This is a genomic window from Streptomyces sp. NPDC051684 (genome assembly GCF_044453445.1).
Taxonomy (GTDB): domain Bacteria; phylum Actinomycetota; class Actinomycetes; order Streptomycetales; family Streptomycetaceae; genus Streptomyces.
Genome location: NZ_JBITCS010000027.1, coordinates 34,331 through 61,189 on the forward strand (window position 1 = coordinate 34,331; position 26,859 = coordinate 61,189).

At 71.1% G+C, this 26,859-nt stretch carries 25 protein-coding genes and 1 tRNA gene; 17 read left to right on the top strand and 9 right to left on the bottom strand.

Going from position 1 to position 26,859, the window contains the following annotated elements; all coding sequences use genetic code 11:
* Positions 1-8: 8 nt before the first annotated feature.
* The 5 genes from ACIA8D_RS28870 to ACIA8D_RS28890 all read left to right on the top strand — a co-directional run bounded on the left by ACIA8D_RS28870 (position 9) and on the right by ACIA8D_RS28890 (position 10,740).
* Positions 9-1,115, top strand: a complete 1,107-nt coding sequence (locus ACIA8D_RS28870; RefSeq protein ID WP_399236798.1) for a peptidoglycan DD-metalloendopeptidase family protein — start codon at positions 9-11, stop codon at positions 1,113-1,115.
* Positions 1,116-1,212: 97 nt separating this feature from the next.
* Complete coding sequence (locus tag ACIA8D_RS28875) at positions 1,213-3,801, top strand: S8 family serine peptidase (RefSeq protein WP_399236800.1); 2,589 nt, start codon at positions 1,213-1,215, stop codon at positions 3,799-3,801.
* Positions 3,801-6,740 carry an FG-GAP-like repeat-containing protein gene (locus tag ACIA8D_RS28880; protein ID WP_399236801.1) on the top strand — a complete coding sequence of 980 codons (2,940 nt, stop codon included), beginning with the start codon at positions 3,801-3,803 and terminating at the stop codon, positions 6,738-6,740. Before ACIA8D_RS28875 ends, ACIA8D_RS28880 begins: the two co-directional genes overlap by 1 nt.
* A gap of 69 nt (positions 6,741-6,809) precedes the next feature.
* Positions 6,810-10,247, top strand: a complete 3,438-nt coding sequence (locus tag ACIA8D_RS28885) for an ATP-binding protein (protein WP_399236803.1) — start codon at positions 6,810-6,812, stop codon at positions 10,245-10,247.
* Between the two features lie 220 nt (positions 10,248-10,467).
* Positions 10,468-10,740 carry a hypothetical protein gene (locus ACIA8D_RS28890; protein WP_399236804.1) on the top strand — a complete coding sequence of 91 codons (273 nt, stop codon included), beginning with the start codon at positions 10,468-10,470 and terminating at the stop codon, positions 10,738-10,740.
* Positions 10,741-10,861: 121 nt separating this feature from the next.
* Here the strand turns inward: ACIA8D_RS28890 and ACIA8D_RS28895 are convergent, their stop codons facing one another.
* Together ACIA8D_RS28895 and ACIA8D_RS28900 are read right to left on the bottom strand one after the other, a co-directional pair.
* Complete coding sequence (locus ACIA8D_RS28895) at positions 10,862-11,269, bottom strand: rodlin (RefSeq protein ID WP_399236806.1); 408 nt, start codon at positions 11,267-11,269, stop codon at positions 10,862-10,864.
* A gap of 262 nt (positions 11,270-11,531) precedes the next feature.
* Complete coding sequence (locus ACIA8D_RS28900; protein WP_399236807.1) at positions 11,532-11,942, bottom strand: rodlin; 411 nt, start codon at positions 11,940-11,942, stop codon at positions 11,532-11,534.
* Positions 11,943-12,223: 281 nt separating this feature from the next.
* On the opposite strand from ACIA8D_RS28900, the gene ACIA8D_RS28905 reads away from it, so the two are divergent.
* From ACIA8D_RS28905 to ACIA8D_RS28930, 6 genes are all read left to right on the top strand, one after another.
* Complete coding sequence (locus ACIA8D_RS28905) at positions 12,224-12,634, top strand: rodlin (RefSeq protein WP_399236808.1); 411 nt, start codon at positions 12,224-12,226, stop codon at positions 12,632-12,634.
* Between the two features lie 366 nt (positions 12,635-13,000).
* Positions 13,001-13,240, top strand: coding sequence for a chaplin (locus ACIA8D_RS28910; RefSeq protein WP_399236810.1), 240 nt, complete (start codon positions 13,001-13,003; stop codon positions 13,238-13,240).
* Positions 13,241-13,415: 175 nt separating this feature from the next.
* A complete protein-coding gene (locus tag ACIA8D_RS28915) occupies positions 13,416-13,697 on the top strand; it encodes a hypothetical protein (protein ID WP_399236812.1) in 282 nt (93 codons plus the stop codon).
* A gap of 144 nt (positions 13,698-13,841) precedes the next feature.
* The gene (locus ACIA8D_RS28920; protein WP_399236814.1) at positions 13,842-14,345 is read left to right on the top strand and encodes a DUF5949 family protein; all 504 of its coding nucleotides are present in this window, start codon (positions 13,842-13,844) and stop codon (positions 14,343-14,345) included.
* 123 nt (positions 14,346-14,468) lie between these two features.
* Complete coding sequence (locus ACIA8D_RS28925; RefSeq protein WP_399236816.1) at positions 14,469-14,720, top strand: chaplin; 252 nt, start codon at positions 14,469-14,471, stop codon at positions 14,718-14,720.
* A 217-nt stretch (positions 14,721-14,937) separates the two neighbouring features.
* A complete protein-coding gene (locus ACIA8D_RS28930; RefSeq protein ID WP_399236818.1) occupies positions 14,938-15,756 on the top strand; it encodes a hypothetical protein in 819 nt (272 codons plus the stop codon).
* 6 nt (positions 15,757-15,762) lie between these two features.
* On the opposite strand, the gene ACIA8D_RS28935 is transcribed toward ACIA8D_RS28930, so the two are convergent.
* The 3 genes from ACIA8D_RS28935 to ACIA8D_RS28945 form a co-directional block, all read right to left on the bottom strand.
* Positions 15,763-16,116 carry a hypothetical protein gene (locus ACIA8D_RS28935; RefSeq protein ID WP_399236820.1) on the bottom strand — a complete coding sequence of 118 codons (354 nt, stop codon included), beginning with the start codon at positions 16,114-16,116 and terminating at the stop codon, positions 15,763-15,765.
* 138 nt (positions 16,117-16,254) lie between these two features.
* Positions 16,255-16,328, bottom strand: a tRNA-Pro gene (locus tag ACIA8D_RS28940).
* Positions 16,329-16,428: 100 nt separating this feature from the next.
* On the bottom strand, positions 16,429-17,382 hold the full coding sequence (locus ACIA8D_RS28945; RefSeq protein ID WP_399236822.1) for a metallophosphoesterase: 954 nt from the start codon (positions 17,380-17,382) through the stop codon (positions 16,429-16,431).
* 77 nt (positions 17,383-17,459) lie between these two features.
* Here ACIA8D_RS28945 and ACIA8D_RS28950 point away from each other — a divergent pair, with 77 nt between their 5' ends.
* Entirely contained in the window at positions 17,460-17,924 is a 465-nt protein-coding gene (locus ACIA8D_RS28950; RefSeq protein WP_399236824.1) for a GatB/YqeY domain-containing protein, read from the top strand.
* Positions 17,925-18,017: 93 nt separating this feature from the next.
* Here ACIA8D_RS28950 and ACIA8D_RS28955 read toward each other — a convergent pair whose 3' ends face one another.
* Complete coding sequence (locus ACIA8D_RS28955; RefSeq protein ID WP_399236826.1) at positions 18,018-20,246, bottom strand: transglycosylase domain-containing protein; 2,229 nt, start codon at positions 20,244-20,246, stop codon at positions 18,018-18,020.
* Positions 20,247-20,696: 450 nt separating this feature from the next.
* On the opposite strand from ACIA8D_RS28955, the gene ACIA8D_RS28960 reads away from it, so the two are divergent.
* Positions 20,697-21,041: a WhiB family transcriptional regulator gene (locus tag ACIA8D_RS28960; protein WP_356387178.1), complete on the top strand. Its 345-nt coding sequence runs from the start codon at positions 20,697-20,699 to the stop codon at positions 21,039-21,041.
* A gap of 45 nt (positions 21,042-21,086) precedes the next feature.
* On the opposite strand, the gene ACIA8D_RS28965 is transcribed toward ACIA8D_RS28960, so the two are convergent.
* Positions 21,087-22,409: an ArsA family ATPase gene (locus ACIA8D_RS28965; RefSeq protein ID WP_399236828.1), complete on the bottom strand. Its 1,323-nt coding sequence runs from the start codon at positions 22,407-22,409 to the stop codon at positions 21,087-21,089.
* A 12-nt stretch (positions 22,410-22,421) separates the two neighbouring features.
* A complete protein-coding gene (locus ACIA8D_RS28970; protein WP_399236829.1) occupies positions 22,422-23,381 on the bottom strand; it encodes an ArsA-related P-loop ATPase in 960 nt (319 codons plus the stop codon).
* An 85-nt stretch (positions 23,382-23,466) separates the two neighbouring features.
* Between ACIA8D_RS28970 and ACIA8D_RS28975 the strand changes: the two genes are divergently transcribed.
* The 4 genes from ACIA8D_RS28975 (at position 23,467) to ACIA8D_RS28990 (ending at position 25,926) form a co-directional block, all read left to right on the top strand.
* Positions 23,467-23,631, top strand: coding sequence for a DUF4177 domain-containing protein (locus ACIA8D_RS28975; RefSeq protein WP_107498797.1), 165 nt, complete (start codon positions 23,467-23,469; stop codon positions 23,629-23,631).
* Entirely contained in the window at positions 23,628-24,098 is a 471-nt protein-coding gene (locus ACIA8D_RS28980) for a RidA family protein (RefSeq protein WP_399236831.1), read from the top strand. The genes ACIA8D_RS28975 and ACIA8D_RS28980 overlap by 4 nt, the downstream gene beginning before the upstream one ends.
* Positions 24,099-24,214: 116 nt before the next feature.
* A complete protein-coding gene (locus ACIA8D_RS28985) occupies positions 24,215-25,099 on the top strand; it encodes an NUDIX hydrolase (RefSeq protein ID WP_399236832.1) in 885 nt (294 codons plus the stop codon).
* A complete protein-coding gene (locus tag ACIA8D_RS28990; protein ID WP_399236834.1) occupies positions 25,096-25,926 on the top strand; it encodes an MBL fold metallo-hydrolase in 831 nt (276 codons plus the stop codon). The genes ACIA8D_RS28985 and ACIA8D_RS28990 overlap by 4 nt, the downstream gene beginning before the upstream one ends.
* 15 nt (positions 25,927-25,941) lie before the next feature.
* Here the strand turns inward: ACIA8D_RS28990 and ACIA8D_RS28995 are convergent, their stop codons facing one another.
* On the bottom strand, positions 25,942-26,844 hold the full coding sequence (locus tag ACIA8D_RS28995; RefSeq protein ID WP_399236835.1) for a sigma-70 family RNA polymerase sigma factor: 903 nt from the start codon (positions 26,842-26,844) through the stop codon (positions 25,942-25,944).
* Positions 26,845-26,859: the final 15 nt, after the last annotated feature.

The window sequence follows — 26,859 nt, forward strand, 5'->3', positions numbered from 1 at the left end:
GTCGCTTGATGCGATGTGTACGACGAGCCGGCGCGGGACGGGCGGCGGCGGTCGCCGCGGTGCTGCTGGCGACGGCGCTCGGCGCGGTCCACCCGGCGGCCGCGGACGACGGCCCGGCCGCCGGAGCCCTGTCGGCCCGCGCCGAGCGCCTGATGCACGAGGCGTCCCGCGCGGTCGACGCGCACGAGAAGGCGCGCGGCGCCGTCCAGCGGGGCGAGCGGCGGCTCGCCCGGATCGAGCGGCACCAGGCCACGGAGCAGGACCGCCTCGACCGGCTGCGGGCCGCGCTCGGCGCACAGGCGCGCAGCGAGTACCGCGGCGGAGCGGGGCTCGGGCCCATGGTGCGGGTGGTCACCGCGCCGTCGCCGCAACAGGCCCTGGACACCGCCGTCCTAGCCCGGCGCGGGGACCGGGCGGTCGGCCAGCTCGCCACGCGGGTCCGTGACTCCCGCGACCGGGTGGCGGCCGACCGCGCCGCGTCGGAACGCCTGGTCGACGATCTGCGCGCACAGGCCGACCGCAGGGCCGCCGCCCGTAAGGAGATCGAGACCAAGCTGGACCGGGTGCAGGAGGAGCTGCGCCAGGAGCGGGAGCGGGCGGCGGCCCTGCTCGCGTCGCGGGCGACGACGGCGGCGGGCGCCATGCCGTCGAGCCGGGGCGGCTGCGCCCGCGGCGCCGTCGACGGCGAGGGCGACGCGGACGCCGACGGGCGTACCTGGGTCGCGCCGGTCCACCCGGCGCCGCTGTCGGCCGGGTTCGGGCAGGGCGGCAACCGCTGGGCCCATCAGCACACCGGGCAGGACTTCGCGGTCGGCACGGGGACGCCGGTGCACGCGGTCGGCGCCGGGACGGTGCAGTCCACCGGCTGCGGCGACGGCTTCGGGAACCAGGTGATCGTCCGGCACGCCGACGGCTACTTCACGCAGTACGCCCATCTGTCGCTGATCGGCGTCGGGGCCGGGGACCGGCTGAAGGCGGGGCAGGTGCTCGGCCTGTCCGGCGCCACCGGCAACGTCAGCGGGCCGCACCTGCACTTCGAGGTGCGCCTCACGCCGCAGTTCGGCTCGGGCATCGATCCGCTGCCGTGGCTGCGGGCGCGGGGGATCCGTGTGTGACGGCAGGGCGAACAACGGCTCACCGGCGCAGTAATGGCTCAGTAACGGCGTCTTCCTAGCGTCGGGGCACCCCGTAGCTTCCCGGAGGAGTGCCCCGATGCCCCTGCCCCGACCGCCCAGGCGCAGACGCGCTGTGTGGGCGGCGGCGTCGCTGACCGCGGCGACCGCCCTGCTGACCGCTCCGATACCCGCCCTCGCCGACAGCTCCCCGTCCGCGGCCACGTCGGCCAGGGTCGACTCCGCGCTCACGAGCGCCGTGCGGGACGGCAAGGACGCCACCTTCTTCGTCGTGCTCAAGAGCCGGGCGGACCTGTCCGTCGCCAAGCGGCAGAAGACGCACGCGAAGCAGGCCAAGGCCGCCTACAAAGAGTTGCGCGCGCACGCCACGTCCAGCCAGAAGTCGCTGAACTCCTTCCTCGACAAGAAGAAGGTCGGCCACAAGGACTTCTGGATCGCCAACACGGTCCGGGTCACCGGCGACAAGGCCCTCGTCGACGAGCTGGCCGAGCGCTCGGACGTGGCGTCGATCGTCAAGCGGCGCACGTTCAAGCTCGACGACATCGAGACCTCCGACAAGAACGTCACCGCGTCGCGCCCCACGTCGGCGAAGTCGGCCTCGTCCGCCGACGGCGACGCCACCCCCGAGTGGGGCGTCACCGACATCAAGGCCGACCAGGTCTGGGACCAGTACAAGGACCGCGGCGAGGGCATCGTCGTCGCCGGCGTCGACTCGGGCGTGCAGTACGACCACCCGGACCTCGTCGCCAACTACCGCGGCAACAACGGCGACGGCACCTTCACCAACGACTACAACTTCTACGACGCGACGGGTACGTGCGCCACCAGCACCACCCCGTGCGACAACGCCGGCCACGGCACCCACACCATGGGCACGATGGTCGCCAAGAACGGCCTCGGTGTCGCGCCGAACGCCAAGTGGATCGCCGCCAAGGGCTGCGCGACCGACGAGCTCTGCACGGACGACGCCCTCCTCGCGGCCGGGCAGTGGATCCTCGCGCCGACCGACCACAACGGGCAGAACCCGCGCCCCGACCTCGCCCCGAACATCGTCAACAACTCGTGGGGCGGCGGCGACACCGCGTTCTACGGGGACATCGTCGAGGCGTGGAACTCCGCGGGCATCTTCGAGGCGTTCGCCGCGGGCAACGACGGCGACGGCACGACGTGTTCCACCACGGCCGCGCCCGGCGCACAGTCCGCGACCTACGGCGTCGGCGCCTACGACGCGCCCGGCAAGATCGCCCCGTTCTCCGGCTTCGGCCCCTCCCCGGTCGACGGCTCGGCGAAGCCGAACATCGCGGCGCCGGGCGTCGACGTGCCCTCCACCTGGCCGGGTTCGCAGTACAACACCATCAGCGGTACGTCGATGGCGACGCCGCACGTCGCGGGCGCCGTGGCCCTGCTCTGGTCGGCGGCCCCCTCGCTGATCGGCGACATCGACGCGACGCGCAAGCTCCTCGACGAGGGCGCCCGGGACGTCGACGACACGCACTGCGGCGGCACCGCTGGCATGAACAACGTGTGGGGCGAGGGCAAGCTCGACATCCTCGCGTCCGTCGACAAGTCCCCGCACACCGCGGCCACCGTCACCGGCAAGGCCACCGACAAGGCGACCGGCGCGGCCCTGCCGAACATCACCGTGAAGGCCACCGACGCCGCCGGCTCGGTCCGCACCGTCAAGACCGACGGCGACGGCACCTACCGGCTGCCGCTGACCCCGGGCACGTACTCCTTCGACTTCAGCGGCTACGGCTACGCGAACGGCTCGGTCACCGGTGTCACCCTCGCCGCGGGCCAGGCCGCCACGCAGGACGTCGCGCTGACCGCGGTCGCCTCGCACAAGGTCTCCGGCACCGTCCACGACGTCGCCGGCAAGGCGCTGGCGGGCGCGACGGTCGAGATGAACGGCTCGCCGCTCGACGCCGTCACCACCGACGCCAAGGGCGCGTACTCCTTCGCCAAGGTCGCCGAGGGCTCCTACAGCCTGACGGTGAAGCCCGCCGCCCCCGTCCTGTGCAACGGCGTCTACACCGGCACCACCGCCGTCGGCTCCGCGGACCTGACGAAGAACGTCCAGGTCCCGAACCGCACGGACAACTCCGGCAACTCCTGCGCCCCGGCCGCCTACGCGTGGATCGCCGGCTCCAAGAAGGTCGCCCTGTCCGGCGACGAGGACTCCGCCAAGGTCGCGCTGCCCTTCTCGGTGAAGCTGTACGGCGTCTCGTACTCCTCCGCCTCGGTCACCACCGACGGTCTGGTCAACTTCCTGTCCGCACGCGTCGGTGACTACAGCAACACCGCGCTGCCGACCACCGGCGTCAATGGGGTCAAGGGCATCGTCGCCCCGCTGTGGGACGACCTGACCCTGGACAAGAAGTCGTCCGTGCAGACGGCCACGACCGGCACCAAGGGCAGCCGCACCTTCGCCATCGTGTGGAACAACGCGGCCTACGGGAACGGCACGTCGGGCCGCGCCACCTTCGAGGTCGTCTTCGACGAGGCCACCGGCGCCGTGACCCTCCAGTACAAGTCCGTCGCGGACAAGGGCGCGGGCGCCACCGTCGGCATCGCCGACCAGTCCGGCACCGACGCCCTCCAGTACTCCTACAACCAGTCCGTGCTCGCCGACGGCACCGCCGTCCGCTTCGCGCAGGGAGCCAAGTGATGAGAGCCCACCACTCGCGGCGCGCCCTGGCGCTCGCCTCCGGTCTGGTCGCGGCGGGCCTGTGCCTGACGGCCGTCCCGCAGGCCCTGGCCGCCGACGGCGACAGCGGCTCGGCGATGAAGCTGACCAGCGCCGAGGCGAAGAAACTCGCCGCCCACGTGACCCTCGACCCGTACGTGAAGGCCGAGGACACCACGGGTACGAAGAAGGACGACGCCGCTGCGAAGAAGAGCGAGGCCGGCGCTTCCGACGACGGATCTTCCGCGTCGGACTCCGCCGTCGACCCGTCCACCAAGGTCACCATGACCGCGAAGTCCACGCTGGAAGGCGTGCGCGGCATGGGCGCCACGGTGCCCATCGGCAAGAAGGGCGACTACTTCTCTGTCAGCAGCATGGGCAATGTCCAGCGCCATGCCGCCGACGGCAGTGAGACCTGGGCCCGCACCGCCACCTCGTACTACACGGACTGGCAGGTCAAGCCGATCCAGCCGTGGCGCGTCGAGCCGTACCCGCCGCAGATCCTCATGGGCTACAACGCGGTCTCGCCGTTCACGCCCAACTCGGACTCCGGCTACTCGACGGGCGACCTGACCGGCGACGGCGTCCCCGACCTGGTGTTCTCCGCGCAGGTCGGCGCCACTCCGTACCCGCGGGCGTTCACGTCCCCGGGCTCGGACCTCACCACCGGCACGTTCGTGACCGTCCTCGACGGCAAAACCGGCACCACTGTCTGGTCGAAGCTGTACAACTACGCCTCCATGGTCAAGATCGTCGACGGCACCCTGCTGATCGCCGACGCGCCCCGGATGAGCGGCGACGCGAAGGTCCCGGCCGCCGCGACGGCGACCCTGACCGGAATGCGCTTCTCGGCGGGTGCGGACGGCAAGCTGACCCCGGCGCAGACCTGGACGTACGACACCAAGGAAGCCCGGTACGCGAACTGGGGCGACATCCAGGACCTCGGCAAGGGAAAGATCGCCGTCTCCTGGAACCTGGAGAAGGCCGACGGGGTCGACGCGCGCGGCCGCACCGCGGTCCTCGACTCCGGCGACGGCTCCGTCACCTGGACGACCGACAGCGTCCTGTACAACCGCAAGATGCGCCTGGACGCGGGCCGCAAGCGGATCGTCGCGATCGAGCAGTCGGACGCCGCGGACGCGGTGCACTACGAGGTCGCCGCCTACGATCTGAAGACCGGTCACCGCACCACCCTGCAGGGCCGGGACAATGTGGTCCCCACCTCGCTGACGGTCGGTGACCTCGGTGGAAAGGCGGGCGACGAGTACGCGGTCGCCGAGTCCTCGTTCGACGAGGACTTCTTCGTCAACGCCAGCACCGTCCGCGTCGTGAACGGCGACACCCCGGACAAGCTCCAGTGGTCGAACTCGGTGAAGCGGGACGCCGACGACGGCGACAGCGGGCCCAGCGTCTTCGGCATGGACGTCTCCGGCGGCAAGCTGATCACGTCCGCCCAGAACAACGACAAGTGGGTCGACGCCGAGAACGTCGGCGGCAGCCGCTTCGGGGCACTGACCGTGTTCTCCGGCAAGGGCACCATCGCGTGGCAGTCCAAGGGCGCCGCCGCCGCGCCGATGTACCAGGACATCTACAGCGACGCGGCGGGCACGCACATCCGTCTGATCGACCAGTCGCAGAACATCCGCACCTTCAAGCTCACGAACGGCAAGGCGGAGGACGTCACGCCGCTGCGGGCCGACATCGCCTTCGCCCAGAGCGCCGACCTCAACAAGGACGGCAAGAAGGACCTGGTCATGGGTGGCCAGTCCAACGGCGTGTGGGCCTACTCGGGCCCGTCCCTCGTGGACGGTGCCAAGCCCGAGAAGCTGTGGCAGGCCACCCTGCCCGGAGCGGTCCACGACATCGAGCTCGGTGACGTCAACGGGGACGGCAAGCCGGAGATCGTCGTCGCGGCCGACACCGCCACAGTCGTCCTCAACGGCAGGACCGGCAAGACGCTCGCCACGATCGACGGCGACGGCCAGTACGTCCACACGGCCCAGCTGACCGACCTCGACGGCGACGGCGTGCAGGACATCCTCGTCCCGACCGACGCACTGCACGCGTACTACGGCGACGGCCACGCCCTGTGGACGTACCACGCCCCCGCGGACGCGGGCGACGTGCGCTTCGCCGACCCGTCGACCAACGACGGCAAGGTCTACGCCTCGTACTCCAGCCTCCACTCCTTCGACATCGACTCACCGGCGGCGAACGCGGTCGCGCTGAACGCCAAGACCGGCAAGGCCCGTTGGTCGATCGCCCCGGAGGCCCCGGCCAACGCCATCGGCGGCATCCGTACGGTCGTTCCGACCGAGGGGGTCTTCGCCTCCAAGGAGATCCCGTACGCCGACGGTCACGCGGTGATCTACACCTGGGCGATCCAGGCACCGTACGACTTCAACCCGGACATCTCCGGCCCGCAGAACCTCTTCGAGATCCGTGACGGCCGTACCGGCAAGGTGCTGCACACCTGGGTCTCCGGCGGTCTGTGGACGCACTACAGCTACTTCGCGAAGGACGGACTGCTGTACGAGGGAGGCACGTCGTCGTTCCGGCGGTTCGCCGCGAACGGTGTCGACACCCAGCAGGGCGTCGATCCGCAGTCGTACGGCGGCGGCTTCCTGACCGGACCGGGCGGACGCTCGCTGCTGGTCGCCGGCTCGGAGGCCGGCCTGGACCTCTGGGACCCGAGCATCTTCGAGTCGGAGGACACCTGGGCTGATTCCGTCGGCTCCATCCCCGCCCTCAACGGCGCCCGCAACTACTTCGCGGGCGACCTCGACGGGGACGGTGTCGACGAGGTGCTGTCGCTCAACAGCGACGACTATGGCTACAACCGTGAAGTCGGCATGTTCGGCGGGGGGCACTACCTGACCGACAGGGGCATCCACCAGGTGACGACGTACAAGCTGTCCTGACCCGGACCGCCGAGGACCCCCGGGCCGCGCCCGGGGGTCCTCGGCGCGCTCGGCTACAGTGTCGCCCTCATGAACGCGCGACGCTCGGACGGTCCGGACACGGCCGCACCACGGCTGCTTCTGCGCCTATTTGGAGGGTTTCGGGCCACTCGGGACGGCGGCCCCGGGCCCGCCGACCGCTGGCCCCGCCCCAGCGCCCAGACCCTGGTGAAGCTGCTCGCCGTCACCCCCGGACACCGCCTCCACCGGGAACAGGTCCTGGACGTCTGCTGGCCCGACGCCGACCCGCAGGCCGCGCTGCGCAGTCTGCGCGTCGCCCTGCACGCCGCCCGCCACGCCCTGGAACCCGAACTCGCGCCGCGCGCCGCCTCCTCCTACCTCGTCTCGGACGGCTCGCTGCTGTACCTCGACCCGCACACGGTGTGGATCGACGTCGACGACGCGGAGGCCGTCGCCGAGGCGGCGCTCGCCACCGACGACGTCGACGAACTGGCCGACGCGCTGGGCCGGTTCACCGGGGAACTGCTGCCGGGGGACCGCTACGCACCGTGGGCCGACGACCGCCGCGGGCGGGTCTCGGCGCTGCGGGAGCGGCTGCTGCTCGCCCTCGCGCAGGCCCACCTGGAGCGGGGCGCGGTGGCCGAAGCGGCGGCCGCGGCCGAGGAGGTCCTGGCCACCAGCCCCGCCGAGGAACTGGCCCACCGCGTCCTCATCGACGCCTCGCTCCGGCAGGGCCTGCGGCGGCGCGCGGTGCACCAGTACCACGTGTGCCGCGAGGTCCTCGACGCCGAACTGGGGGTGCGCCCCGGACCGGAGACCGAGCGGCTGCACCGGGCGGCGCTGGCGGCGCGGCCCGCGCCCGTCCCGGTCACGACAACGTTGCCTTCCCTGCTCAGGACCCGGCCCCTCACCCTGCTGCACGGCCGCGACGCGGTGCTCGAACGGCTGCTCGCGGCGGCGGGGTCCGCCCCGCCCGACCGGGGCGGGGAGCCGGGGCCCGACCGGGAGCGCGCGGAGGGGCCCCCGGTCACCCTGCTCGCCGGCGAGGCGGGCGTGGGCAAGACGCGCCTGGTGGGCGAGGTGGCGCGGCGGGCCGCGGCCCTGGGCACGGTCGTGCTGTGGGGGCGCGGGCAGGACGCCGAGGGGCACACGCCGTACGGGGCGTTCGCCGAGGCGCTGGACGGATGGCTGGCCGAGCACGACGCGGAGCAGCGTGCCCGGATCGGCACCGAGTACCCCGAACTCGCGGCGTTCCTGCCCTCCTTGGGTCAGGTGCGCATGCCGGGCGAGCGCAGCCCCGAGGAGGAGCGCGACCGGCTGTTCCGGGCCGGTGCCGCCCTGCTCGGCGATCTGGCCACCGTACGGCCGGTGCTCGTGGTCCTCGACGATCTGCACACCGCCGACACGGGCTCGTACCAGCTCATGAGCCACCTGGCCCGGCGGGCCGCGGACCGCGGGAGCAGGCTGCGGTTCCTGGTGACGCACCGGGAGGAGGAGCTTCCCGAGGACGACGCGCGGCGCTCGATCCTGAGCTTCCTGGTACGTCGACGGCTCGCCGTGCGGGAGGTGTTGGGCCCTCTGGACCGGGAGGCGTGCCTCGCGGTGGCGCGGGACGCGGCGGGCCCCGGACCGGCCGGGGGCGGACGGTGCGGAGCCGGGCGGGGCGGCGCGGAGCCGGGGTCCGCGCAGGCCGAGCGCGTGTGGGAACTCTCCCTCGGCAACCCGCTGTTCGCCCTCGAACTCGCCCGCGACCTCGCCGAGGGCTCGGCGGGCGCGCGGACACCCCAGGGCGTGCGGGAGCTGGTGGCGGACCGCCTCGTACGCCTCGACCCCGACGCGCGGCGCCTGGTCGAGGCGCTGTCCGTGGCCGGGGGAGAGGCGGCCCTGTCCGAACTCCTCGACGTCGCCGAACGGGGCCTCAACCCGCCGGTGACCGGCGCCGCGGCCGCCGACGGGGTCGAACGCGCCATCGGGGCCGCGCTGGTGGAGGAGCGGCAGGTCGTGGTCGCCGGGCGTCCCGAACCGGGGCTCGCCTTCCGGCATCCGCTGGTCCGGCTCACCTGCTACGAGCGGCTGACCGCGGTCCGCCGCAGGCAGCTGCACGGCGCGTTCGCGCAGGCCGTCCTCGCCCGCCGCCCCGACGCGGTCGACGCGCTGGCCTCGCACTTCGCCCGCGCCGACGACCCGCGCGCCGCCGAGTACCTGCGCCGCGCCGCCGAACGCGCCGCCGCCCTCTACGCCAACGACACCGCCGACCGCTACTACCGCGACCTCGTCGCCCGCCTCGACGTCGACGCGGCCCGCGCCCGCCTGGCCCACAGCCAAGTGCTCGCCAGAATGGGCCACTTCGAGGCGGCGGCCGCAGCGCTGCGCCAGGCCCTCGCCGAGTTCGTCCGGCGCGGCGCCCACGACGACGCGGTGCTCACGGCGGCCCGGCTCGCCGAGTCCCTCGTCCGCACCGGCGCCCTCGACGCCGCCGCCGAGGCGCTCCGCGCCCACCGGACCTCCCCGGAAACCGCTCCCGAACCCCTCGCCGTGCACCACCTGGCCCGCGCCATGCTGCACAGCGTCAGGGGCGCGTACGACGACGGGTACGCGGCCGCCCGCGGGGCCCTGGACGCCGCGCGCCACGTGCCCGGAGTGCGCGGCCAGGGCCTGCTCGCCCGCTCCTACGCCCTCCAGGCCACCAACCTGGGCCTGTCGGGCCGGCTCACCGAGGCCCGCGAGGCGGGCGACCTGGCGCTCGCACCGGCCGAGGCGTACGGCGACCCGACGCTGCTCGGCACGGTCCTGTCCACCCGGCGGGAGAACGCGCGGCGCCACGGCCGGCTGCGCGCGGCGGTCGAGAGCGGCGAACGCGCCCTCGACCTCGCCGACCGCTCGGGCAACCCGACGGCGGCCTCCTTCGAACGCCTGAACCTGGCCGAACTGCACCTCCTGCTGGAGGAGTTCGACGAGGCCACCACCCTCGCCGAGGCCTCCGTGACACTCGCGGAGGGCGACGGCGCCTGGTGCCTGCCGTACGCGCTCGCGACGCTGGCGCTGGTCCGGCTGCGCACCGGGGACACCTCGGCGGCCGCGGATCTCCTGGACCGGGCCGCCCCCGCCGCCGACCACCTCGGAGACCGGCAGGCGCGCCACGAGGTCGGCGCCGCCCGCGCCGAACTCGCCCTGCGCACCGGCCGTCCCGAGGCGGCCCTGCGCGCCCTCGCGGACTGCCCCGACGCCGCGCCGTCCCTGACCGCCTGGGCCCAGCTCGCCGCGGGCCGCCCCCGCCTCGCCCTGGACCTCGCGACAGCGGAGGCCACCCGAGCCGAACGGACCGGCGAACGCCTGGCCGAGGTCGAAGCCCTCCTGGCCCGAGCGGCATCCCTGTCCCACGTGGCATCCCCCGAGGCCGCCGCCCCCACCCTGACCCACGCGACCCACCTGGCACGCGAACTCCCCTACCCCGCAGGCCTCCGAACAGCCGAACAACTCCGCACCTCAGGCCCCCCGGTCGGGTGAGCACACCAAGCCCCTGCGGCGATTGAGCAGCGGGGTCCGGGGCAGAGCCCCGATCTTTTGAAGCCCCGCCGGCGATTGAGGCGCGGGGTCCGGGGCAGAGCCCCGAGACGCAGGCAACGACCACCCGCACCGGAACGACGCCCGATCGAACAATTGGCCCTCACGGGTGGGCGCCCCGCACCCCCCGTATCCGCCCCCACCCACCCACCGTTAACCCGACATGATCTCAACTCGTCGCGCCCTCACCACCGTCCTGCTCGCCGTCGGCGCCGCCGCAGCCGCCACCCCCGCGGCCCAGGCCGTGGAACCCATCTCCCCCACCGGCACCATCGACTCGCTCTCCACGATGGCGCTCCCGGAAGACCAGCAGGGAGAGCTGCCCAGCACCGCCGAGCAGCTCTCAGGGCTCAACGACCTCAACAAGCTGAACGAGCTGCACCAGGCCACCGACCTCGTGGCCCCGGTCACCGGCCTGCTCCCCGCGATCCAGTAGCGCGAGCGCACAGCACGAAGGCGGTGGACCGGTCCGGTCCACCGCCTTCGTCGTGCCTGGCGTACGGAATCCCGTACGGGGAGGGGCGGCCGCACGTCCCGGCGGCCGCCCCTCAGCCCGTTCAGTGGTTCGCGGTGCCGTTCCCGGCGAGAACCGGGATGTCGCTCAGGATGTGCGAGAGCGGCTCGTCACCCTTGGCCTGGGTGGAGTTCTCGGTGCACTGCTGGTTCTGCGGGGCCGACAGGACCGGGATGTCCTGGACGGAGACCGGCACGACACCCACGAGGGAGCCGACGTTGGCCTTGGCCGGCAGGCCGACGCAGGGCTTGTTGAGCGAGCCCTGGACGAGACCGAGCTGCGGGCTCATGTCACCGGCGGTGGCGGAGTTGCCGTACGTCTGCGACGAGCCGTTGCCGCTGGTGGACGTCGTGCCCTGGTCGTCGCCGATGGCGAGCGCGGACGGGGCGGCGACGGCCGACAGACCGGCGACGGAGGCAGCGATCGTGGCGGCTGCGAAGAGCTTCTTCATGGGGTGGTTCCCTTTCGATACGCGCGCTCCGGATACGGAGCTACGTGTGGTCAACTGGATTGCATTCCGGGCAGTTGCGGACCGAAACCCGTTCGGACCATTCCCGCGCGAGCCAATCGCAGGAAATTCGGCACTGTGCGCGACCTCCCGAACATCCGGACGCAGCGGATCAAAAGGCTCGTACAGCTACCTGAATTCCCGGCCGGGACCGGAACAGCGGACCGGGCCGCCGGCATGGCGGCCCGAATCACTCAACGGGTCCTCAGTTGTTGCCGACGCCGTTGCCGGCGAGGACCGGGATGTCGCTGAGGATGTGCGAGAGCGGCTCGTCACCCTTGGCCTGGGTGGAGTTCTCGGTGCACTGCTGGTTCTGCGGGGCCGACAGGACCGGGATGTCCTGGACGGAGACCGGCACGACGCCCACGAGGGAGCCGACGTTGGCCTTGGCCGGCAGGCCGATGCAGGGCTTGTTCAGGGAGCCCTGGATCAGCGCCATCTGCGGGCTCATGTTGCCGTACGTGGCCGAGTTGCCGTACGTCTGCGAGGCGTTGTTGCCGCTCTCGGACGTGGTCCCACCGTCGTTGCCGACGGCCAGGGCCTGCGGGGCGGCGGCGGCCGCGATACCGACGAGGGAAGCGGTGGCCGCCGCGGCAGCCATGGCCTTCTTCAGCATGAGGAAATTCCCCTTCTTTTTCCGTCTGGGAGCACTTGTATCAACTCCCCAGCTCGCCATCGGTTGCTCACGTTCACTCGGACGGGGCCCCGATCGATTCCGCTTCCGGCCCGGGTTCGATGAAATGAAAATCTCGCCGGGGCGGACTGCATGGCGGGGGCACGGGTGATCGAGCGATTTTCGACCCCTGTCCGATCGGGTGTTTTTGCGGAACCATTTCCGGCTTTTGGAGTTGCGCTCAGTGCAGTAACCGGTGCCCGTCAGAAAAAGGAAACAGAACCATGCTCAAGAAGGCCATGGCCGCAGCTGCGGTCGCCGTCTCCGTCGTCGGTGTCTCCGCAGCGGCCGCCTCGCCGGCGCTCGCCATCGGCGACGACCAGGGCACGACCTCGACGAGCGGCAACGGCTCGTCGCAGACGTACGGCAACTCCGCGACCAAGGGCGACCTCAGCCCGCAGCTGGGCCTCGTTCAGGGCTCCCTGAACAAGCCCTGCGTCGCGCTGCCCGTCAAGGGCAACGTCGGTTCGCTGGTCGGTGTCGTGCCGGTCGCCGTCCAGGACGTGCCGATCCTCTCGGCGCCGCAGAACCAGCAGTGCACCGAGAACTCCACCCAGGCCAAGGGTGACGAGCCGCTGTCGCACGTCCTGGAGGACATCCCGGTGCTCGCCGGCAACGGTGTGCACAACGGCTGATCGGTCGAACGCACCCATGGCTCGGGCCGCCGGCTTTCCTCATCGCCGGCGGCCCGAGCTCTGTCATGGGGCGCCGGGCCGGAGGAGTCACGGGGCGCCCGGGGCGGGGTCCGCCCTCCCAACGGCGTGGAGCCGACGGCTGACAGGAAGACGGCGCGGCCGATCTCATGACGGCCCCCAGTGGACCACCGGCCCCCTGCCCTGGAAGAACCGGTTCACCCGTTCGCTCGTGACGTCACCCCAAAGGGGCCGTCGTGGGGTTCAGTCACCCGTTCGGAGCCGCAACCCCGTGCGCGGCCGTCCCGTTGCACCACGTGCCAGGCACCCGCGCTGGCCGAACAGAACGACCCCCAAGGAGCATGCTTCATGTCGCGTACCGCGAAGGCAGTCGTCTTTTCCGCAATGGCCGCCGCTGCCATGGCCGGCTCGGCCGGCGTCGCCGCCGCCGACTCCGGCGCGCAGGGCGCTGCCACCAACTCCCCCGGCGTGGTCTCGGGCAACAACGTCCAGGTTCCGGTCCACGTGCCGGTCAACGCCTGCGGCAACACCGTCGACGTCATCGGCCTGCTGAACCCGGCGTTCGGCAACACCTGCGCCAACGACTGACGGGTACAGCCCGACTCTTCCGCAGCCGCCCCTCATCGAGGGGCGGCTGTTCCGTTGTGCGGCCCCTTCTGCTTTTGGCCCGATTGCGGCACACCCCCTGGTCGAGACGCTCGTTGAACAAACAGAAGCGAATTTTCCAACCGACGACGCAGGTCGTCGAGGGAAGGCATAAACAATGAAGGTTCTGAAGACCGCTGCCGTTGTCGCCGGATCCATGGCGATTGTCGGTGCCGCCGCTCCGGCATTTGCCTCGGACCTCACTCCGATGAGCCTGAACGGTGCGGTGAACACGATCACCAGCCAGCGGACGCTCGATGTCGCGCCGGTGGACAGCAACCTTCTCGACCCGAAGAACGACGGGGGCGCCGTCAGCACCGTCTCGGGCGCCGTCAACGGGCTGAACGAGAGCGGCTCGGGCGCCGGCAGCCTGCTCGGTGGGCTCCCCGCCGGTCAGTAGGTTCGTACGGCGGGCCATGCGTCGAAGGCTGGTTCGGGACTTCTGGTTCCCGGATCAGCCTTCGGTATTTCATCCACGGAATGCGTTCCCCCAAGCGAGTGAACGGCGGCCGGTGCGCCGGGCGCGGCTGGCTAGGCTCCTCGGGTGACTTCAACAGTGAGCAGTGGACCCGCATTTCGAGCAGCCGATCTGGGAACTCTGGCGGTCATCGCCTGGAGTGGCGAAGGTCCCGACGGAAATGGCGACGTTCCTTTTCTCCTGGCGTATTCCATGGGTGATTCCCCGGCGGGACCCGAGGCCGCGGAAGCGGCCGTGCGGGGTCTCCTGGAGACCAACGGCCTCACGGTGGGCACCACCGTCCACGACGCGGCGGGCCGGCCCCGGTTCCCCGTGTCCCTGCTGGTCGAGGCGGGCCAGGCCGTCGTCACCATGCCGCTCCTGAACGCCCAGTGCTCCGTGCCGCCCGAGTGGCTGGCGGCGGCGGAGGCCCGTAAGAGCGCGTACTTCCTGTTCACCACGCGCGTGTGGCCCGACGCGACGCCGGGTTCGCCGGTCACCGAGAAGGAGCTGGAGGAGTTCGTGGGCTCCGAGGAGACCCTGCTGGCCTCCGCGCACTGCCTGCTGCCCATCCGGCGCGTGCGTGCCTGACCCGCCGGCGGGAGTTCCGGATGGGCTGACGGACACGCCCCCGTTGGCTCAATTCCCCCGTTCTCGGGCATTTCGACGGTGTGATTGGCACGTCATATTCCCTCACCTCTCTAGGGAGCAACGATGCGTCTTCGCACCTTCGCGGCCGCGGCCGTGCTGGCCGGGACCGCTGTCATGGGATCCGCCGCCATGGCCTCCGCCGTGGACGGCCCCGATGGCGCCAGTGCCACCGGCGTGGCCCAGAACAGCCCTGGCGTGTTGTCGGGGAACGTCATCCAGATTCCGATCGACGTCCCGATCAACGCGTGCGGCAACTCGCTGAACCTGATCGCCGGGCTCAACCCGGCGGGCGGCAACACCTGCGTCAACGGCTAGGCATCCGGCATCGCCGGACCAACGGTGCCCGGGACGGCTTCGGCCGTTCCGGGCACCGTGCGTTGCACCGCCCCCCCGCTTTCCGGGGGAAGGCCTGTCGCTCGATAGAGGGTGAGTGGGCCCGTCCGCCGTACTCGGAGGGCGGCGACGGTCAGGACAAGATCACGGTGTGCCACGACAGGGGCACCGTTTTCCTGTCTTCCGGAGGTACTCGCTCGTGGCCATCGCCATCGTCGTCGCCGCGCTCGCCCTGATCGCGGGGCTCGCGGCCAATAAATTCCTGCGGCCGAGGCTGCTGACCGAGGACGACGACAGCGGGATGGCCGTCAAGGACCTCGTGGGCCCACTGCTCACCCTGACCGTCCTGCTGCTGGCCTTCGTCCTGGTCACGGCCAACGGCTCGTACGGGAAGGCCGAGGTGGCCGCGCGCGGTGAGGCGCGCGCCCTGGACCAGCTCGTCGAGATCGCCGAGTACGCCAATGGCAAGCAGCGGGCGGCCATCCAGTCCGACGCCGTCTGTTACGCCCGCGCCGTCCGCGCCCAGGAATGGCCGGCGATGGCCGACGGGAACGGGAGCGGCTCCAAGGCGCCCAGCGTGTGGTCCACCGACATGCGCCACAACTTCCGCCCCCTGGAGGGCGAACCGGCCTTCGGCATGCTGGTCGGCGCCGACACCAAGCGCTCCGAGGAGCGCTCGGAACGCCTCACCCAGTCGACCGCCAGCATCCCCAGCGCCATCTTCTGGTTCCTGCTGGCCGTCCTCGCCGTGACGGTGGTCTCGCTCGGGATCTGCCTGCCGCGCAAGCACAACCGCGGGCAGCTGATCGCGCTCACCCTCATCACGGCACTGCTGACGGCGACCCTGTGCATCATCCGCGACGTCGACCGCCCCTTCGGCGGCATCGTCGACGTACAGCCCACGGCCATCGCCGACGTCGAGAAGCAGGCCACCCGCGACCTGCGTGCTCACGACAGGGACGCGGAACCGCCCTGCGACGCGGACGGCAACCGCGTCGCGGGACAGGCCAGGGGCTGACGCCCCTCAGGCGTCCGCGACGGCCTCCAGCGGGCTGAGCGCGACCGCGAGGCGCCGACCGTGGGGGAGAGCAGGAAGACGAGGAGCAGCGTTCCCCAGGCCCGCAACGGGCCGATCTCCCGGGTGCGTTCGGCGACCGACATGGACGAGCTGGTCCCGGTCCTGCACCTTGAGCAGTGGGTTGTTGCCCACGGCGGTGCGCAGCAGGACGCGCTGGACGGAGCCGGGCAGGAAGCTGTTCCTCGCGACTTCGGTGCGGGCGCCGAGGGTGTCCTGGGCTACGGGGTTGTCCTGGACAGCCTTCTCGTGTGCCTTGGCGCGGTGCGAGACGCATGGAGTGGCCGCTGCTCGGGGCTGCATACCTGGCGGAGCGTCGGCAGCTCGGCCGTGAGCCGGATTCCGATGTTGGCTCCCCAATGTCTCCCAAGAGAGCCAGAAAACGAATCAGGGGCCCGACCCGCTCTCGCGGATCAGGCCCCTGACCTGGTGTTTCAGCTGTCGGGGTGGCGGGATTTGAACCCACGACCTCTTCGTCCCGAACGAAGCGCGCTGCCAAGCTGCGCCACACCCCGATGTCGTTGTTCCGGTCTCTGCTGTTCTGCAGGTCGCGGCGACGTCGTTTACTTTAGCGGACTGTCGGCCTGAGACGAAATCCGGTTTTCGGCGGCGCCCTCAGGCCGCCTTCGGAGCCAGCGTCAGCAGGGTCGCCTCGGGCGGGCAGGCGAAGCGGACGGGGGTGTAGCGGTTGGTGCCGCAGCCCGCCGAGACGTGGAGGTAGGACGTGTTGCCCGCCGCCTCGTGCGTGGACAGGCCCTTCACGCGGTCCGTGTCCAGGTCGCAATTGGTGACCAGGGCGCCGTAGAAGGGGATGCAGAGCTGGCCGCCGTGTGTGTGGCCGGCGAGGACCAGCGGGTAGCCGTCCGCGGTGAAGGCGTCCAGGGCGCGCAGGTACGGGGCGTGCACGACGCCCATCGAGAAGTCGGGGCCGGAGAGCGGGCCGCCGGCCACCTCCGTGTACCGGTCGCGCTTGATGTGCGGGTCGTCCAGGCCGGTGAGGCCGATCTCCACGCCCGCGACCTTCAGGGAGCCCCGCGTGTTCGTGAGGTTCAGCCAGCCCGCCGCGTCGAAGCCGTCGCGCAGGTCCTCCCACGGGTTGTGGATGGCGCCGACGACGGGGGCGTTGCCGTTCAGCCCGTGCCGGCCCGAGATCTGCTGCTTCAGGTAGCGGGCCGGGTTGAGGAGCTTGGGGCCGTAGTAGTCGTTGGACCCGAAGACGTACGCGCCGGGGAACTCCATCAGCGGGCCGAGCGCGTCGAGGACCTCGGGGACGCCCTCCGTGTCGGAGAGGTTGTCGCCCGTGTTGATGACGAAGTCGGGGCGCAGGCCCGCGAGGGACTGCAGCCAGCGGCGCTTCTTGTTCTGGCCGCCGACCATGTGGATGTCGGAGACCTGGAGCACCCGCATGGGGCGCATTCCCGCAGGCAGTACGGGGATCGTGACCCGTCGCAGGCGGAAGGAGCGGGCCTCGAAGCCCGCCGAGTAGATCAGCCCGGCGGCGCCCGCCGCCGCGATGCCGGCCGTCACCTTCAGGGAGGTCTTCAGGGGATTCCCGTATCGAGCGCGCATGAGTCCCATCGTGTCAGACCCGCACCGCAGCGGAAATCGGCGGGCGTTGACGCTCGGGCACCTGCGACAATCAAGTCATGACCACGCTCAAGTCGAAGCTGCAGGACGACCTCAATGCCGCCATCAGGGAGCGCGATGAGCTGCGCTCCTCGACGCTCCGGCTGACCCTCTCCGCGATCACCAACCAGGAAGTCGCGGGCACCGAGAAGCGTGAGCTGTCGGACGACGAGGTGCAGAAGGTGATCGCCAAGGAGGCCAAGAAGCGCCGCGAGGCGGCCGAGGCCTTCGAGAAGGCGGGCCGCACCGAGTCCGCCACCCGTGAGGTGGCGGAGGGCGAGCTGCTCGCCCAGTACCTGCCGCAGCAGCTGTCCGACGCCGAGCTCGAGCAGATCGTCGCGCAGGCGGTCGAGGAGGCGAAGGCGGCCGGCGCCGAGGGGCCGAAGGCCATGGGCCAGGTCATGAAGATCGTGAAGCCGGAGGTCGCGGACCGCGCCGAGGGCGGCCGGGTGGCCGCCACGGTCAAGCGGCTCCTGGCGGGCTGACCGCGACCGCGAAGGACGAGACGACGAAGAGGGCGCACCCCGCGCAGGGTGCGCCCTCTTCGTCGTTCGCGTGGTCGTTCGCGAGGCGGGTGGTCAGTGGCGGCCCCAGCCGCCCCCGTTCCCGTTGCCGCCGATCAGGTCCGGCGGGATCGAGATGTCGGGCAGCGGGTCGGTGTCGCCGTTGCCCCCGTCGTCACCGGGCTCGGGCTTGTGCCCCTTGTCCCTGCCCTTGCCCTTCTTCTTGTCCGGGTCCGGGATGTTCACCTTGTTGAAGGTGGGCGCTTCCTTGCCGGACAGCGCGCCGGTCATCGCGTCGCGCCAGATCGGGCCCGGGGTGTCGGCGCCGAAGACCTTGTCGTGGTACTGGCCGCCGATGGTGATGTCGGTCATCTCGACGGCCTGCGAGGCGCTGCCGACCCAGACGGCGCCGGACAGGTTCGGCGTGTAGCCGGAGAACCAGGCGTTCTTGCGGCCGTCGGTGGTACCGGTCTTGCCCGCGTTGTCCCGGCCGGAGAGTCCGGCCGTCTTGCCCGTACCGGAGTCGATCACGCCGCTGAGCAGCGTATTGATCTTGTCGGCGGTCGACTCCGACATCGCGCGCGAGCACTTCGACTTCGGCACGTCGAGCGCCTTGCCGTTGGGGTCGGTGATCGACTCGATGGCGACGGGCGTGCAGTAGGTGCCGCGGTTCGCGAACGCCGCGTACGCGGAGGCCATCGTCAGCGGCGACAGGCCCGTCGAGCCGAGGGTCATCGACGAGGGGACCTCGTCGACCTTCTTGCCGTTGCCCTGGACCACGCCCAGCTTGTCGGTCATCTTCACGACCGGGCACATGCCGATGTCGCCGATCATCTGCACGAAGTACGTGTTGATGGACTTGGCCATCGCCTCCTTGAGGCGATACGGGCCGACCTCCGACTCGTTCTCGTTCTCCAGCTTGTAGCCGCCGTCGTTGACCCACGGCTTGCCGCTGCACGTCTGGACGCGGCTCGGGTACGGCATCTGGTACGGGGCCGGGTACCGCTTCGTGACCGACGTGCCCTTCTCCAGGGCCGCGGCCGCCACGAACGGCTTGAACGTCGAACCGGTCGGGAAGCCGAGGTTGGAGCCGCCGTCCCGGTAGTTGACGGAGTAGTTCATCTCCGACTCGTTCTTGCTGGCGTCCGAGCCGTACGGCTTCGACTGGCCCATGGCGAGGACCTTGCCGGTGCCCGGCTCGACGAACGCGCCCGCCGCGTCGACCTTGTCCGACTGGTAGACGCCCCGCTTGATCGCCGCCTGCACGGACTCCTGCGCCTGCGGGTCGAGCGTCGTCTTCACCGTCAGGCCGCCGCGGTTCCAGACCTTGGCGCGGTCCTCGGGCGTCTTGCCGAAGGCCGAGTTGTTGAGGAAGGCGTTCCTGACGTAGTCGCAGAAGAACGCCGCACCGTGCTCCGCGGTGATGCAGCCGTTCTGCGGCCTGCTGACCTTGAGGCCGATCGGCGTCTTCTTGGCCGTCTCGGCCTCGGCCTGCGTGATGTCGTGCGTCTCGGCCATCCGCTGGAGCACGATGTTGCGCCGCTTCTTCGCCTCGGCCTCGTCGTTGACGGGGTCGTAGCGGCTCGGCGACTGCACGATGCCGGCGAGCATCGCGGACTCCTGGATGTTCAGGTCCTTGGCCGGCTTGGAGAAGTAGCGCTGGGCCGCGGCCTCGACGCCGTAGGCCTGCTGCCCGAAGTACGTGATGTTCAGGTAGTTGTTGAGGATCTTCTTCTTGCCGACCTCGTTCTCCACCTGGATCGCGTACTTCAGCTCCTTGACCTTGCGGCCGATGGTCTGCTGAGTCGCCTGCGCCAGCTTGGTCGGGTCGTCGCCCGCCTCTTCCATGAAGACGTTCTTCACGTACTGCTGCGTGAGGGTGGAAGCGCCCTGCGAGACGCCGCCGTTCTGCGCGTTGGCGTTGATCGCGCGCAGGATGCCCTTGGCGTCGACGGCGCCGTGCTCGTAGAACCGCGAGTCCTCGATCGCGACGATCGCCTTCTGCATGTACGGCGAGATGTCGTCGAGCTTCACGACGGTGCGGTCGCGCGAGTACGTGGTCGCGATCTTCCCGCCCTGGTTGTCCAGGATCGTGGTGCGCTGGCTCAGCGGCGGGGTCTTCAACGTCGCCGGGATCTCGTCGAATCCCTCGACCGAGCCCTTGGCCGCGAGGCCGAGCGCGCCTGCCGCGGGCAGGGCGATACCTGCCAGCACGGCTCCGGCGAGCACGCTGACTCCGAGGAACTTGGCGGCCTGTTGGGCCGGCGACATGCCGCCGCCACCGCCCGAGCGCTTCTTTCCCATACGGGGCAGCCTACGTGTCGATTCTCCGGACAGGCGTATATGCCTTGGCCTAAGCTGCACTCAACTGTCACAGCAGTGCGGTCTCGTATCAAGATGCGGGACGACCCCGAATCGTTCCCGGTACGTATGAAGTGCCTCTTGTAGTCATTCCCGGACCCTTTCGCGGAGCTTCGCGTAGGGCTCAGGGGGTGTCCGAATCCGCCTTGTGTGTCACTCGACGCCCGTTGTGACTCAAGTGGACTGTCCCGCTTTGCCGGGGTTATTACGCATGTCCTTCGGTCACTCCGTCGGGTGATCTGCCGCTCACGCATAGTCCGTTCGGGCCATTCAAGATTGGGCCCGAAGGGGGTGTTGCGCTGTGCCCACCTTCCGTAACGTCCTCAACTGGCGGCGGTGAATATGCCGCTGCCGCCGTGGGGGAGCCTCGATTCGGGAGAGGACGGCGCCGGTATGGGCTGGGTAGTCGACTGGAGTGCGCAGGCGGCCTGCCGCACTACCGATCCGGACGAACTGTTCGTTCAAGGAGCAGCGCAGAACCGGGCGAAGGCGGTGTGCACGGGATGTCCCGTGCGGACCGAGTGCCTGGCGGACGCGCTGGACAATCGCGTCGAGTTCGGCGTGTGGGGTGGCATGACGGAACGGGAGCGCCGCGCGTTGCTGCGCAGGCGTCCGACGGTCACCTCGTGGCGCAGGTTGCTCGAGACGGCGCGTACGGAGTACGAGCGCGGCGCGGGCCTGCTGCCCGTGGAGCTGGAGAACGACGAGACGTACGAGAGGTACGCGGCCGTCGGATAGCCGGCGCGCGCACCACCACCATCCGTCGGACCACGGATGTACGGCTCACGCTCCGGCCGGAGTGCCACCGGCCGCGAGCCGTTCTCCGATGTCCCTGAGGCCTGCCAGGTCGTGCACATCGCCGGGCAGGGCCGCGACCTCGGTCACGGCGACCTCGGGATGCAGCGCGGTGAAGCGGTCACGCGTGCGCTGTTCGCGCGCGACCACCTGCATGCGCTCCGCGTGCAACCGCAGCAGTCCCGCGGTCAGTTGTTCGATGCTGGGCTCGGCCGTGGGGTCGGACCCGGCCGTGGAGTCGGACCCGGCCGTGGAGTCGGACCCTGATGTCTCGGGGGAAGCCTCGATGGGCGCTTCGGAGGATGCCTCGGGGAGTGCCTCGGGAGTGGCACGACCCTCTTCCTTCCCGCCCGTCTGATCCACAATGCGGCACTCGTCAAGATTTTCCGCGGCGGCGAGGGCACGCTCGGCCGACAGCCGGCCCGCGCCGCTGCCGTGCACCCGGTTCAGTACGAGACCGGCCAGCGGCATCTTCTCGGCGGCCAGGCGCTCCACGAAGTACGCGGCCTCGCGCAGCGCGTCCCGCTCGGGTGCGGCGACCACGAGGAACGCGGTGCCGGGCGCCTGAAGCAGCTTGTACGTGGCGTCCGCGCGGGTGCGGAAGCCGCCGAACGTCGTGTCCATCGCGGCCACGAACGTCTGCACGTCGCGCAGGAGTTGACCGCCGAGCAGCTTGCCGAGCGTGCCGGTCATCATCGACATCCCGACGTTCAGGAACTTCATGCCCGCCCGGCCGCCGACCTTCGCGGGCGCCATGAGCAGCCGGATCAGCTTCCCGTCGAGGAAGGAGCCGAGCCGCGTCGGCGCGTCCAGGAAGTCCAGTGCCGAGCGCGAGGGCGGGGTGTCGACGACGATCAGGTCCCACTCGTCGCGCGAGCGCAGCTGGCCCAGCTTCTCCATCGCCATGTACTCCTGCGTGCCCGCGAAGCCCGCCGAGAGTGACTGGTAGAAGGGGTTGGAGAGGATCGCCTTCGCGCGCTCCTCGTCCGCGTGCGCCTCGACGATCTCGTCGAACGTGCGCTTCATGTCGAGCATCATCGCGTGCAGCTCGCCGCCCGAACCGTTGTCGATGTCCTTCACCCGGCGCGGGGTGTTGTCCAGCGAGTCGATGCCCATGGACTGCGCGAGCCTGCGGGCCGGGTCGATGGTGAGGACGACGACCTTGCGGCCGCGCTCGGCGGCACGCAGGCCGAGGGCCGCGGCGGTCGTGGTCTTGCCGACCCCGCCGCTGCCGCAGCACACCACGATGCGGGTCGACGGGTCGTCGAGCAGCGGGTCGACATCGAGCGAGGCGCGCGGATCCAGCGTCATCGAAACGGTCCCCTAAATCCCTTGCTGTCGCAGTTCCTCGGCGAGCGTGTACAGCCCGGAGAGGTCGAGGCCCTCGGTGAGCAACGGCAGTTCGTGCAGCGACAGGCCCGCCGCGGCGAGCTGGTCGCGCTGGGCGCGCTCCAGGGCGTAGCGCTCGGCGTACTCCCCGGCCTGCGCGAGCAGCGGGCCGACGAGCCGCTTGGCGCTGCCGAGCCCGGCGGCCGCCAGTGCCTCGGTGACCGCGGGACGGACCTCGCCGTCGGAGGTCAGCGCCAAGGCGGGTTCCCCGAGAAGCGCGGGTCGCACCATGTTCACCATGATCCGTCCCACCGGGAGCTTCGCGGCGCGCAGTTCGGCGACCCCGTCGAGGGTCTCCTGCACCGGCATCTCCTCCAGGAGGGTCACCAGGTGCACCGCCGTCTCGCGGGACTTGAGGACCCGCATCACGGCCTGCGCCTGATTGTGTATCGGGCCCATCTTGGCGAGCCCGGCCACCTCGTCGTTCACGTTCAGGAACCGGGTGATGCGGCCGGTGGGCGGGGCGTCCATCACCACGTAGTCGTAGATGTACCGCCCCTGCTTGTCCTTGCGGCGGACGGCCTCGCAGGCCTTGCCGGTCAGGAGCACGTCCCGCAGGCCGGGCGCGATGGTGGTCGCGAAGTCGATCGCGCCCAGCTTCTTCAGGGCGCGGCCCGCGCCGCCCAGCTTGTAGAACATCTGGAGGTAGTCGAGCAGCGCCAGTTCGGGATCGATGGCGAGGGCGAACACCTCCCCTCCATCTGGCGCGACGGCGATCTTGCGCTCCTCGTAGGGGAGCGCTTCTGTCTCGAAGAGCTGTGCGATGCCCTGTCTGCCCTCGACCTCCACGAGGAGAGTGCGCTTGCCCTCGGTCGCGAGGGCGAGCGCGAGCGCGGCGGCGACCGTGGTCTTTCCGGTCCCGCCCTTGCCGCTGACGACCTGGAGCCTGCTCACGTATTCGAGCCTAACCAGAACGTCCGACATCCACGCAGCAGCCTCCGGAACGTCTCGGCCACGCGCGGCGGATACAGTCGGCCCCATGGCAAAGAAGTGGGAATACGCGACCGTGCCGCTCCTCGTGCACGCGACGAAGCAGATCCTGGACACCTGGGGCGAGGACGGCTGGGAGCTGGTCCAGGTCGTGCCGGGGCCGAACAACCCCGAGCAGCTGGTGGCGTACCTGAAGCGGGAGAAGGCGGCGTGAGCGGCGTCGTCGACGCGCGGCTCGCCGAGCTGGGCCTGACGCTGCCGCCCGTCGTTCCGCCGGTCGCCGCGTACCAGCCGGCCGTGCAGTCCGGCGTGTACGTGTACACGGCAGGTCAGCTGCCGATGGTCGACGGAAAACTGCCGTTGACCGGCAAGGTCGGCGACGAGGTCACCGACGAGCAGGCCAAGGACCTGGCCCGCACGTGCGCGCTGAACGCGCTCGCGGCGGTCAAGTCCGTCGCCGGTGACCTGGACCGCATCGCGCGTGTCGTGAAGGTCGTCGGTTTCGTTGCCTCCGCCACCGACTTCACCGGTCAGCCGGGCGTCATCAACGGCGCGAGCGAGCTGCTCGGCGAGGTCCTCGGCGACAAGGGCGTGCACGCGCGCAGCGCCGTCGGCGTGGCCGTGCTGCCGCTGGACGCGCCGGTCGAGGTCGAGATCCAGGTGGAGCTCACCGACAAGTGAGCCGCTGACGTACGCCTACGCGCGTGTGCGCGCGTAGGCCGTTTTCCGGGAGGCCGTCCGATCTTGGTTTCGGGCGGCCTCTCGAACATCCTGGCGTCACCGGTTAGCCTCCGGCCATGGCAAATGGGCAGTGGTATCCCCCCGAGTGGCCGGAACGCATCCGGGCCCTCGCCGCCGGCACGCTGACGCCCGCGACCCCGCGCCGCGCGGCCACGGTGATGCTGCTCAGGGACGCCGGGGGCGTCGAGGTGCACATGCTCCGCAGACGCACGTCGATGAAGTTCGCGGCCGGTGCCTACGCGTATCCGGGCGGCGGCGTCGACCCCCGCGACGACGACCGGCTGGTGCGCTGGGCGGGCCCCACGCGCGCGGAGTGGGCCGAACGGCTCGGAGTGCCGGAGGGGGAGGCCCAGGCGATCGTCTGCGCCGCCGTGCGGGAGACCTTCGAGGAGGCGGGCGTGCTGCTCGCCGGGCCCACCCCGGACACCGTCGTCGACGACACGACGGGCGGGCGGTGGCAGGCCGACCGGCAGGCGCTGATCGACCGTGACCTGTCCTTCGCCGAGTTCCTGGCGAACCGCGGCCTGGTGCTGCGCTCCGACCTGCTGGGCGCCTGGGCCCGCTGGATCACCCCCGAGTTCGAGCCGCGCCGCTACGACACGTGGTTCTTCGTGGCCGCGCTCCCCGCGGGCCAGCGCACCAGCGACGACTCCTCCGAGGCCGACCGCACGGTGTGGATCAGGCCGGGGCGGGCCGCGGCGGAGTACGACCGGGGCGAGCTGACGATGATGCCGCCGACGATCGCGACCCTGCGCACGCTTGCCGAGTACGCGCGCGTGGGCGACGCCCTGGGCGGGGCGACGGGGCGCGACCTCACGCCCGTGCTCGCGCAGGCGCGCATGGAGGAGGACGAGCTGGTGCTGTCCTGGCCGGGGCACGACGAGTTCACCAAGCACATCCCGACCGGGAAGCGCGAAAGCAACGGGGGAGCCTCCTCATGACCGAAGCCGCGGCCCTGCCCGGCCAGCCCCGCGGCGGGGTGCTCACAGGACCCGCCACCGCCCGCGCGATCAACGTGCTGGCGCCCAACCCGTCCGCGATGACCCTCGACGGCACCAACACCTGGATCGTCGCCGAACCGGACAGCGACCTCGCCGTGGTCGTCGACCCCGGTCCGCTGGACGACGGGCACCTGCGCGCCGTCATGGACGTCGCCGAGAAGGCGGGCAAGCGGATCGCGCTCACCCTCCTCACGCACGGCCACCCGGACCACGCCGAAGGGGCGGGCCGGTTCGCCGAGTTGACCGGGACGAAGGTGCGGGCGCTCGACCCGGCGCTGCGGCTCGGCGACGAGGGCCTGGCCGCCGGTGACGTGATCACCACGGGCGGCCTGGAGATGCGTGTCGTACCGACGCCCGGCCACACCGCGGACTCGCTGTGCTTCCATCTCCCGGCCGACCAGGCCGTGTTGACGGGCGACACCGTCCTCGGGCGCGGCACGACCGTGGTGGCCCATCCGGACGGCCGCCTGGGCGACTATCTCGACTCGCTGCGCCGGTTGCGGTCGCTGACGGTCGACGACGGGGTGCACACGGTGCTGCCCGGCCACGGTCCCGTACTGGAGGACGCGCAGGGCGTGGTCGAGTTCTACCTGGCGCACCGCGCGGGCAGGCTCGCCCAGGTGGAGACGGCCGTCGAGGACGGGCTGGTGTCGGCGCCCGACGTCGTGGCGCACGTGTACGCGGACGTGGACCGCTCGCTGTGGCCGGCGGCCGAGCTGAGCGTGCGGGCCCAGCTCGAGTACCTGCGCGAACACGGGCTGATCTAGGGCCTGTCGTTTGGATCAGGCCGGCGCGCCTTCGGTCTCCTGCGGCCACGTGATGTCGAGGGCGGCCAGGCGCGGCGGGTCCGCGATGATGTCGACGCCGACGACCCTGTCGTCCTGGAACGTGAAGGCGAGCACCGCGACGACCTGGCCGCGCGGCGCCTGCACGAGCCCCATGGTGTCGCCGACGAACGCCGGGTACGCCGCCTGCGCCAACTTCCCGTAGAACGCGGCCTGCTTGGCCACCGCCAGGCTGCCGCGCAGCAGCCCGGTGGCGGTGCCGGGGCCCGCGTCGACGCGCAACAGGACGTCCGGGTCGAGGAGTTCGAGCAGGGCTTCGAAGTCGCCAACGCGCGTGGCGGCCAGCCAGGCGTCGACGACCTCGCGCTGCCGTGCCACGGAGGTGTCGGGCGGCACCGTGGCGCCCTGTACGCGGCGCCGCGCCCTGCTTGCCATCTGCCGGGTCGCGGCGGGAGTGCGCTCCACGATGGGGGCGAGCTCCTCGAACGACACCGAGAACATGTCGTGCAGCACGAAGGCGAGGCGTTCGGCGGGCGCGAGGGTGTCGAGCACGACGAGCAGCGCGAGTCCCACGGAGTCCGCGAGTTCGGCCTCGTGCACGGGGTCGGCGGGCCGGACCACCGGGTCGGGGACGTGGGTCCCGCCGGGTCCGTCCTCCAGCGGGTCCTCGCGGCGCGCCGTGCGGGTGCGCAGCATGTCCAGGCAGATCCGCCCGACGACGGTGGTCAGCCAGCCGCTCAGGTTCCGTACGTCGTCCGTCTCGGCGCGCTGCAGCCGCAGCCAGCCCTCCTGCACGGCGTCCTCGGCCTCGCTCAGCGAACCGAGCATCCGGTACGCCACCGAGCGCAGCCGCCCGCGCTCTTCCTCGAAACGGGTGACGAGTTCGGCCGACTGTGTCATCGAGGGCTCCCCTTG

Bases quoted from the DNA above. Each gene is read 5' to 3' on its own strand.
- ACIA8D_RS28960 (WP_356387178.1), top strand. From the start codon at position 20,697: ATGGGCTGGGTAGTCGACTGGAGTGCGCAGGCGGCCTGCCGCACTACC.
- ACIA8D_RS28975 (WP_107498797.1), top strand. From the start codon at position 23,467: ATGGCAAAGAAGTGGGAATACGCGACCGTGCCGCTCCTCGTGCACGCG.
- ACIA8D_RS28875 (WP_399236800.1), top strand. From the start codon at position 1,213: ATGCCCCTGCCCCGACCGCCCAGGCGCAGACGCGCTGTGTGGGCGGCG.
- ACIA8D_RS28905 (WP_399236808.1), top strand. From the start codon at position 12,224: ATGCTCAAGAAGGCCATGGCCGCAGCTGCGGTCGCCGTCTCCGTCGTC.
- ACIA8D_RS28995 (WP_399236835.1), bottom strand. From the start codon at position 26,844: ATGACACAGTCGGCCGAACTCGTCACCCGTTTCGAGGAAGAGCGCGGG.
- ACIA8D_RS28895 (WP_399236806.1), bottom strand. From the start codon at position 11,269: ATGAAGAAGCTCTTCGCAGCCGCCACGATCGCTGCCTCCGTCGCCGGT.
- ACIA8D_RS28925 (WP_399236816.1), top strand. From the start codon at position 14,469: ATGCGTCTTCGCACCTTCGCGGCCGCGGCCGTGCTGGCCGGGACCGCT.
- ACIA8D_RS28955 (WP_399236826.1), bottom strand. From the start codon at position 20,246: ATGGGAAAGAAGCGCTCGGGCGGTGGCGGCGGCATGTCGCCGGCCCAA.
- ACIA8D_RS28885 (WP_399236803.1), top strand. From the start codon at position 6,810: ATGAACGCGCGACGCTCGGACGGTCCGGACACGGCCGCACCACGGCTG.
- ACIA8D_RS28985 (WP_399236832.1), top strand. From the start codon at position 24,215: ATGGCAAATGGGCAGTGGTATCCCCCCGAGTGGCCGGAACGCATCCGG.
- ACIA8D_RS28915 (WP_399236812.1), top strand. From the start codon at position 13,416: ATGAAGGTTCTGAAGACCGCTGCCGTTGTCGCCGGATCCATGGCGATT.
- ACIA8D_RS28910 (WP_399236810.1), top strand. From the start codon at position 13,001: ATGTCGCGTACCGCGAAGGCAGTCGTCTTTTCCGCAATGGCCGCCGCT.
- ACIA8D_RS28990 (WP_399236834.1), top strand. From the start codon at position 25,096: ATGACCGAAGCCGCGGCCCTGCCCGGCCAGCCCCGCGGCGGGGTGCTC.
- ACIA8D_RS28880 (WP_399236801.1), top strand. From the start codon at position 3,801: ATGAGAGCCCACCACTCGCGGCGCGCCCTGGCGCTCGCCTCCGGTCTG.
- ACIA8D_RS28945 (WP_399236822.1), bottom strand. From the start codon at position 17,382: ATGCGCGCTCGATACGGGAATCCCCTGAAGACCTCCCTGAAGGTGACG.
- ACIA8D_RS28950 (WP_399236824.1), top strand. From the start codon at position 17,460: ATGACCACGCTCAAGTCGAAGCTGCAGGACGACCTCAATGCCGCCATC.
- ACIA8D_RS28965 (WP_399236828.1), bottom strand. From the start codon at position 22,409: ATGACGCTGGATCCGCGCGCCTCGCTCGATGTCGACCCGCTGCTCGAC.
- ACIA8D_RS28890 (WP_399236804.1), top strand. From the start codon at position 10,468: ATGATCTCAACTCGTCGCGCCCTCACCACCGTCCTGCTCGCCGTCGGC.
- ACIA8D_RS28870 (WP_399236798.1), top strand. From the start codon at position 9: ATGCGATGTGTACGACGAGCCGGCGCGGGACGGGCGGCGGCGGTCGCC.
- ACIA8D_RS28900 (WP_399236807.1), bottom strand. From the start codon at position 11,942: ATGCTGAAGAAGGCCATGGCTGCCGCGGCGGCCACCGCTTCCCTCGTC.
- ACIA8D_RS28935 (WP_399236820.1), bottom strand. From the start codon at position 16,116: ATGCAGCCCCGAGCAGCGGCCACTCCATGCGTCTCGCACCGCGCCAAG.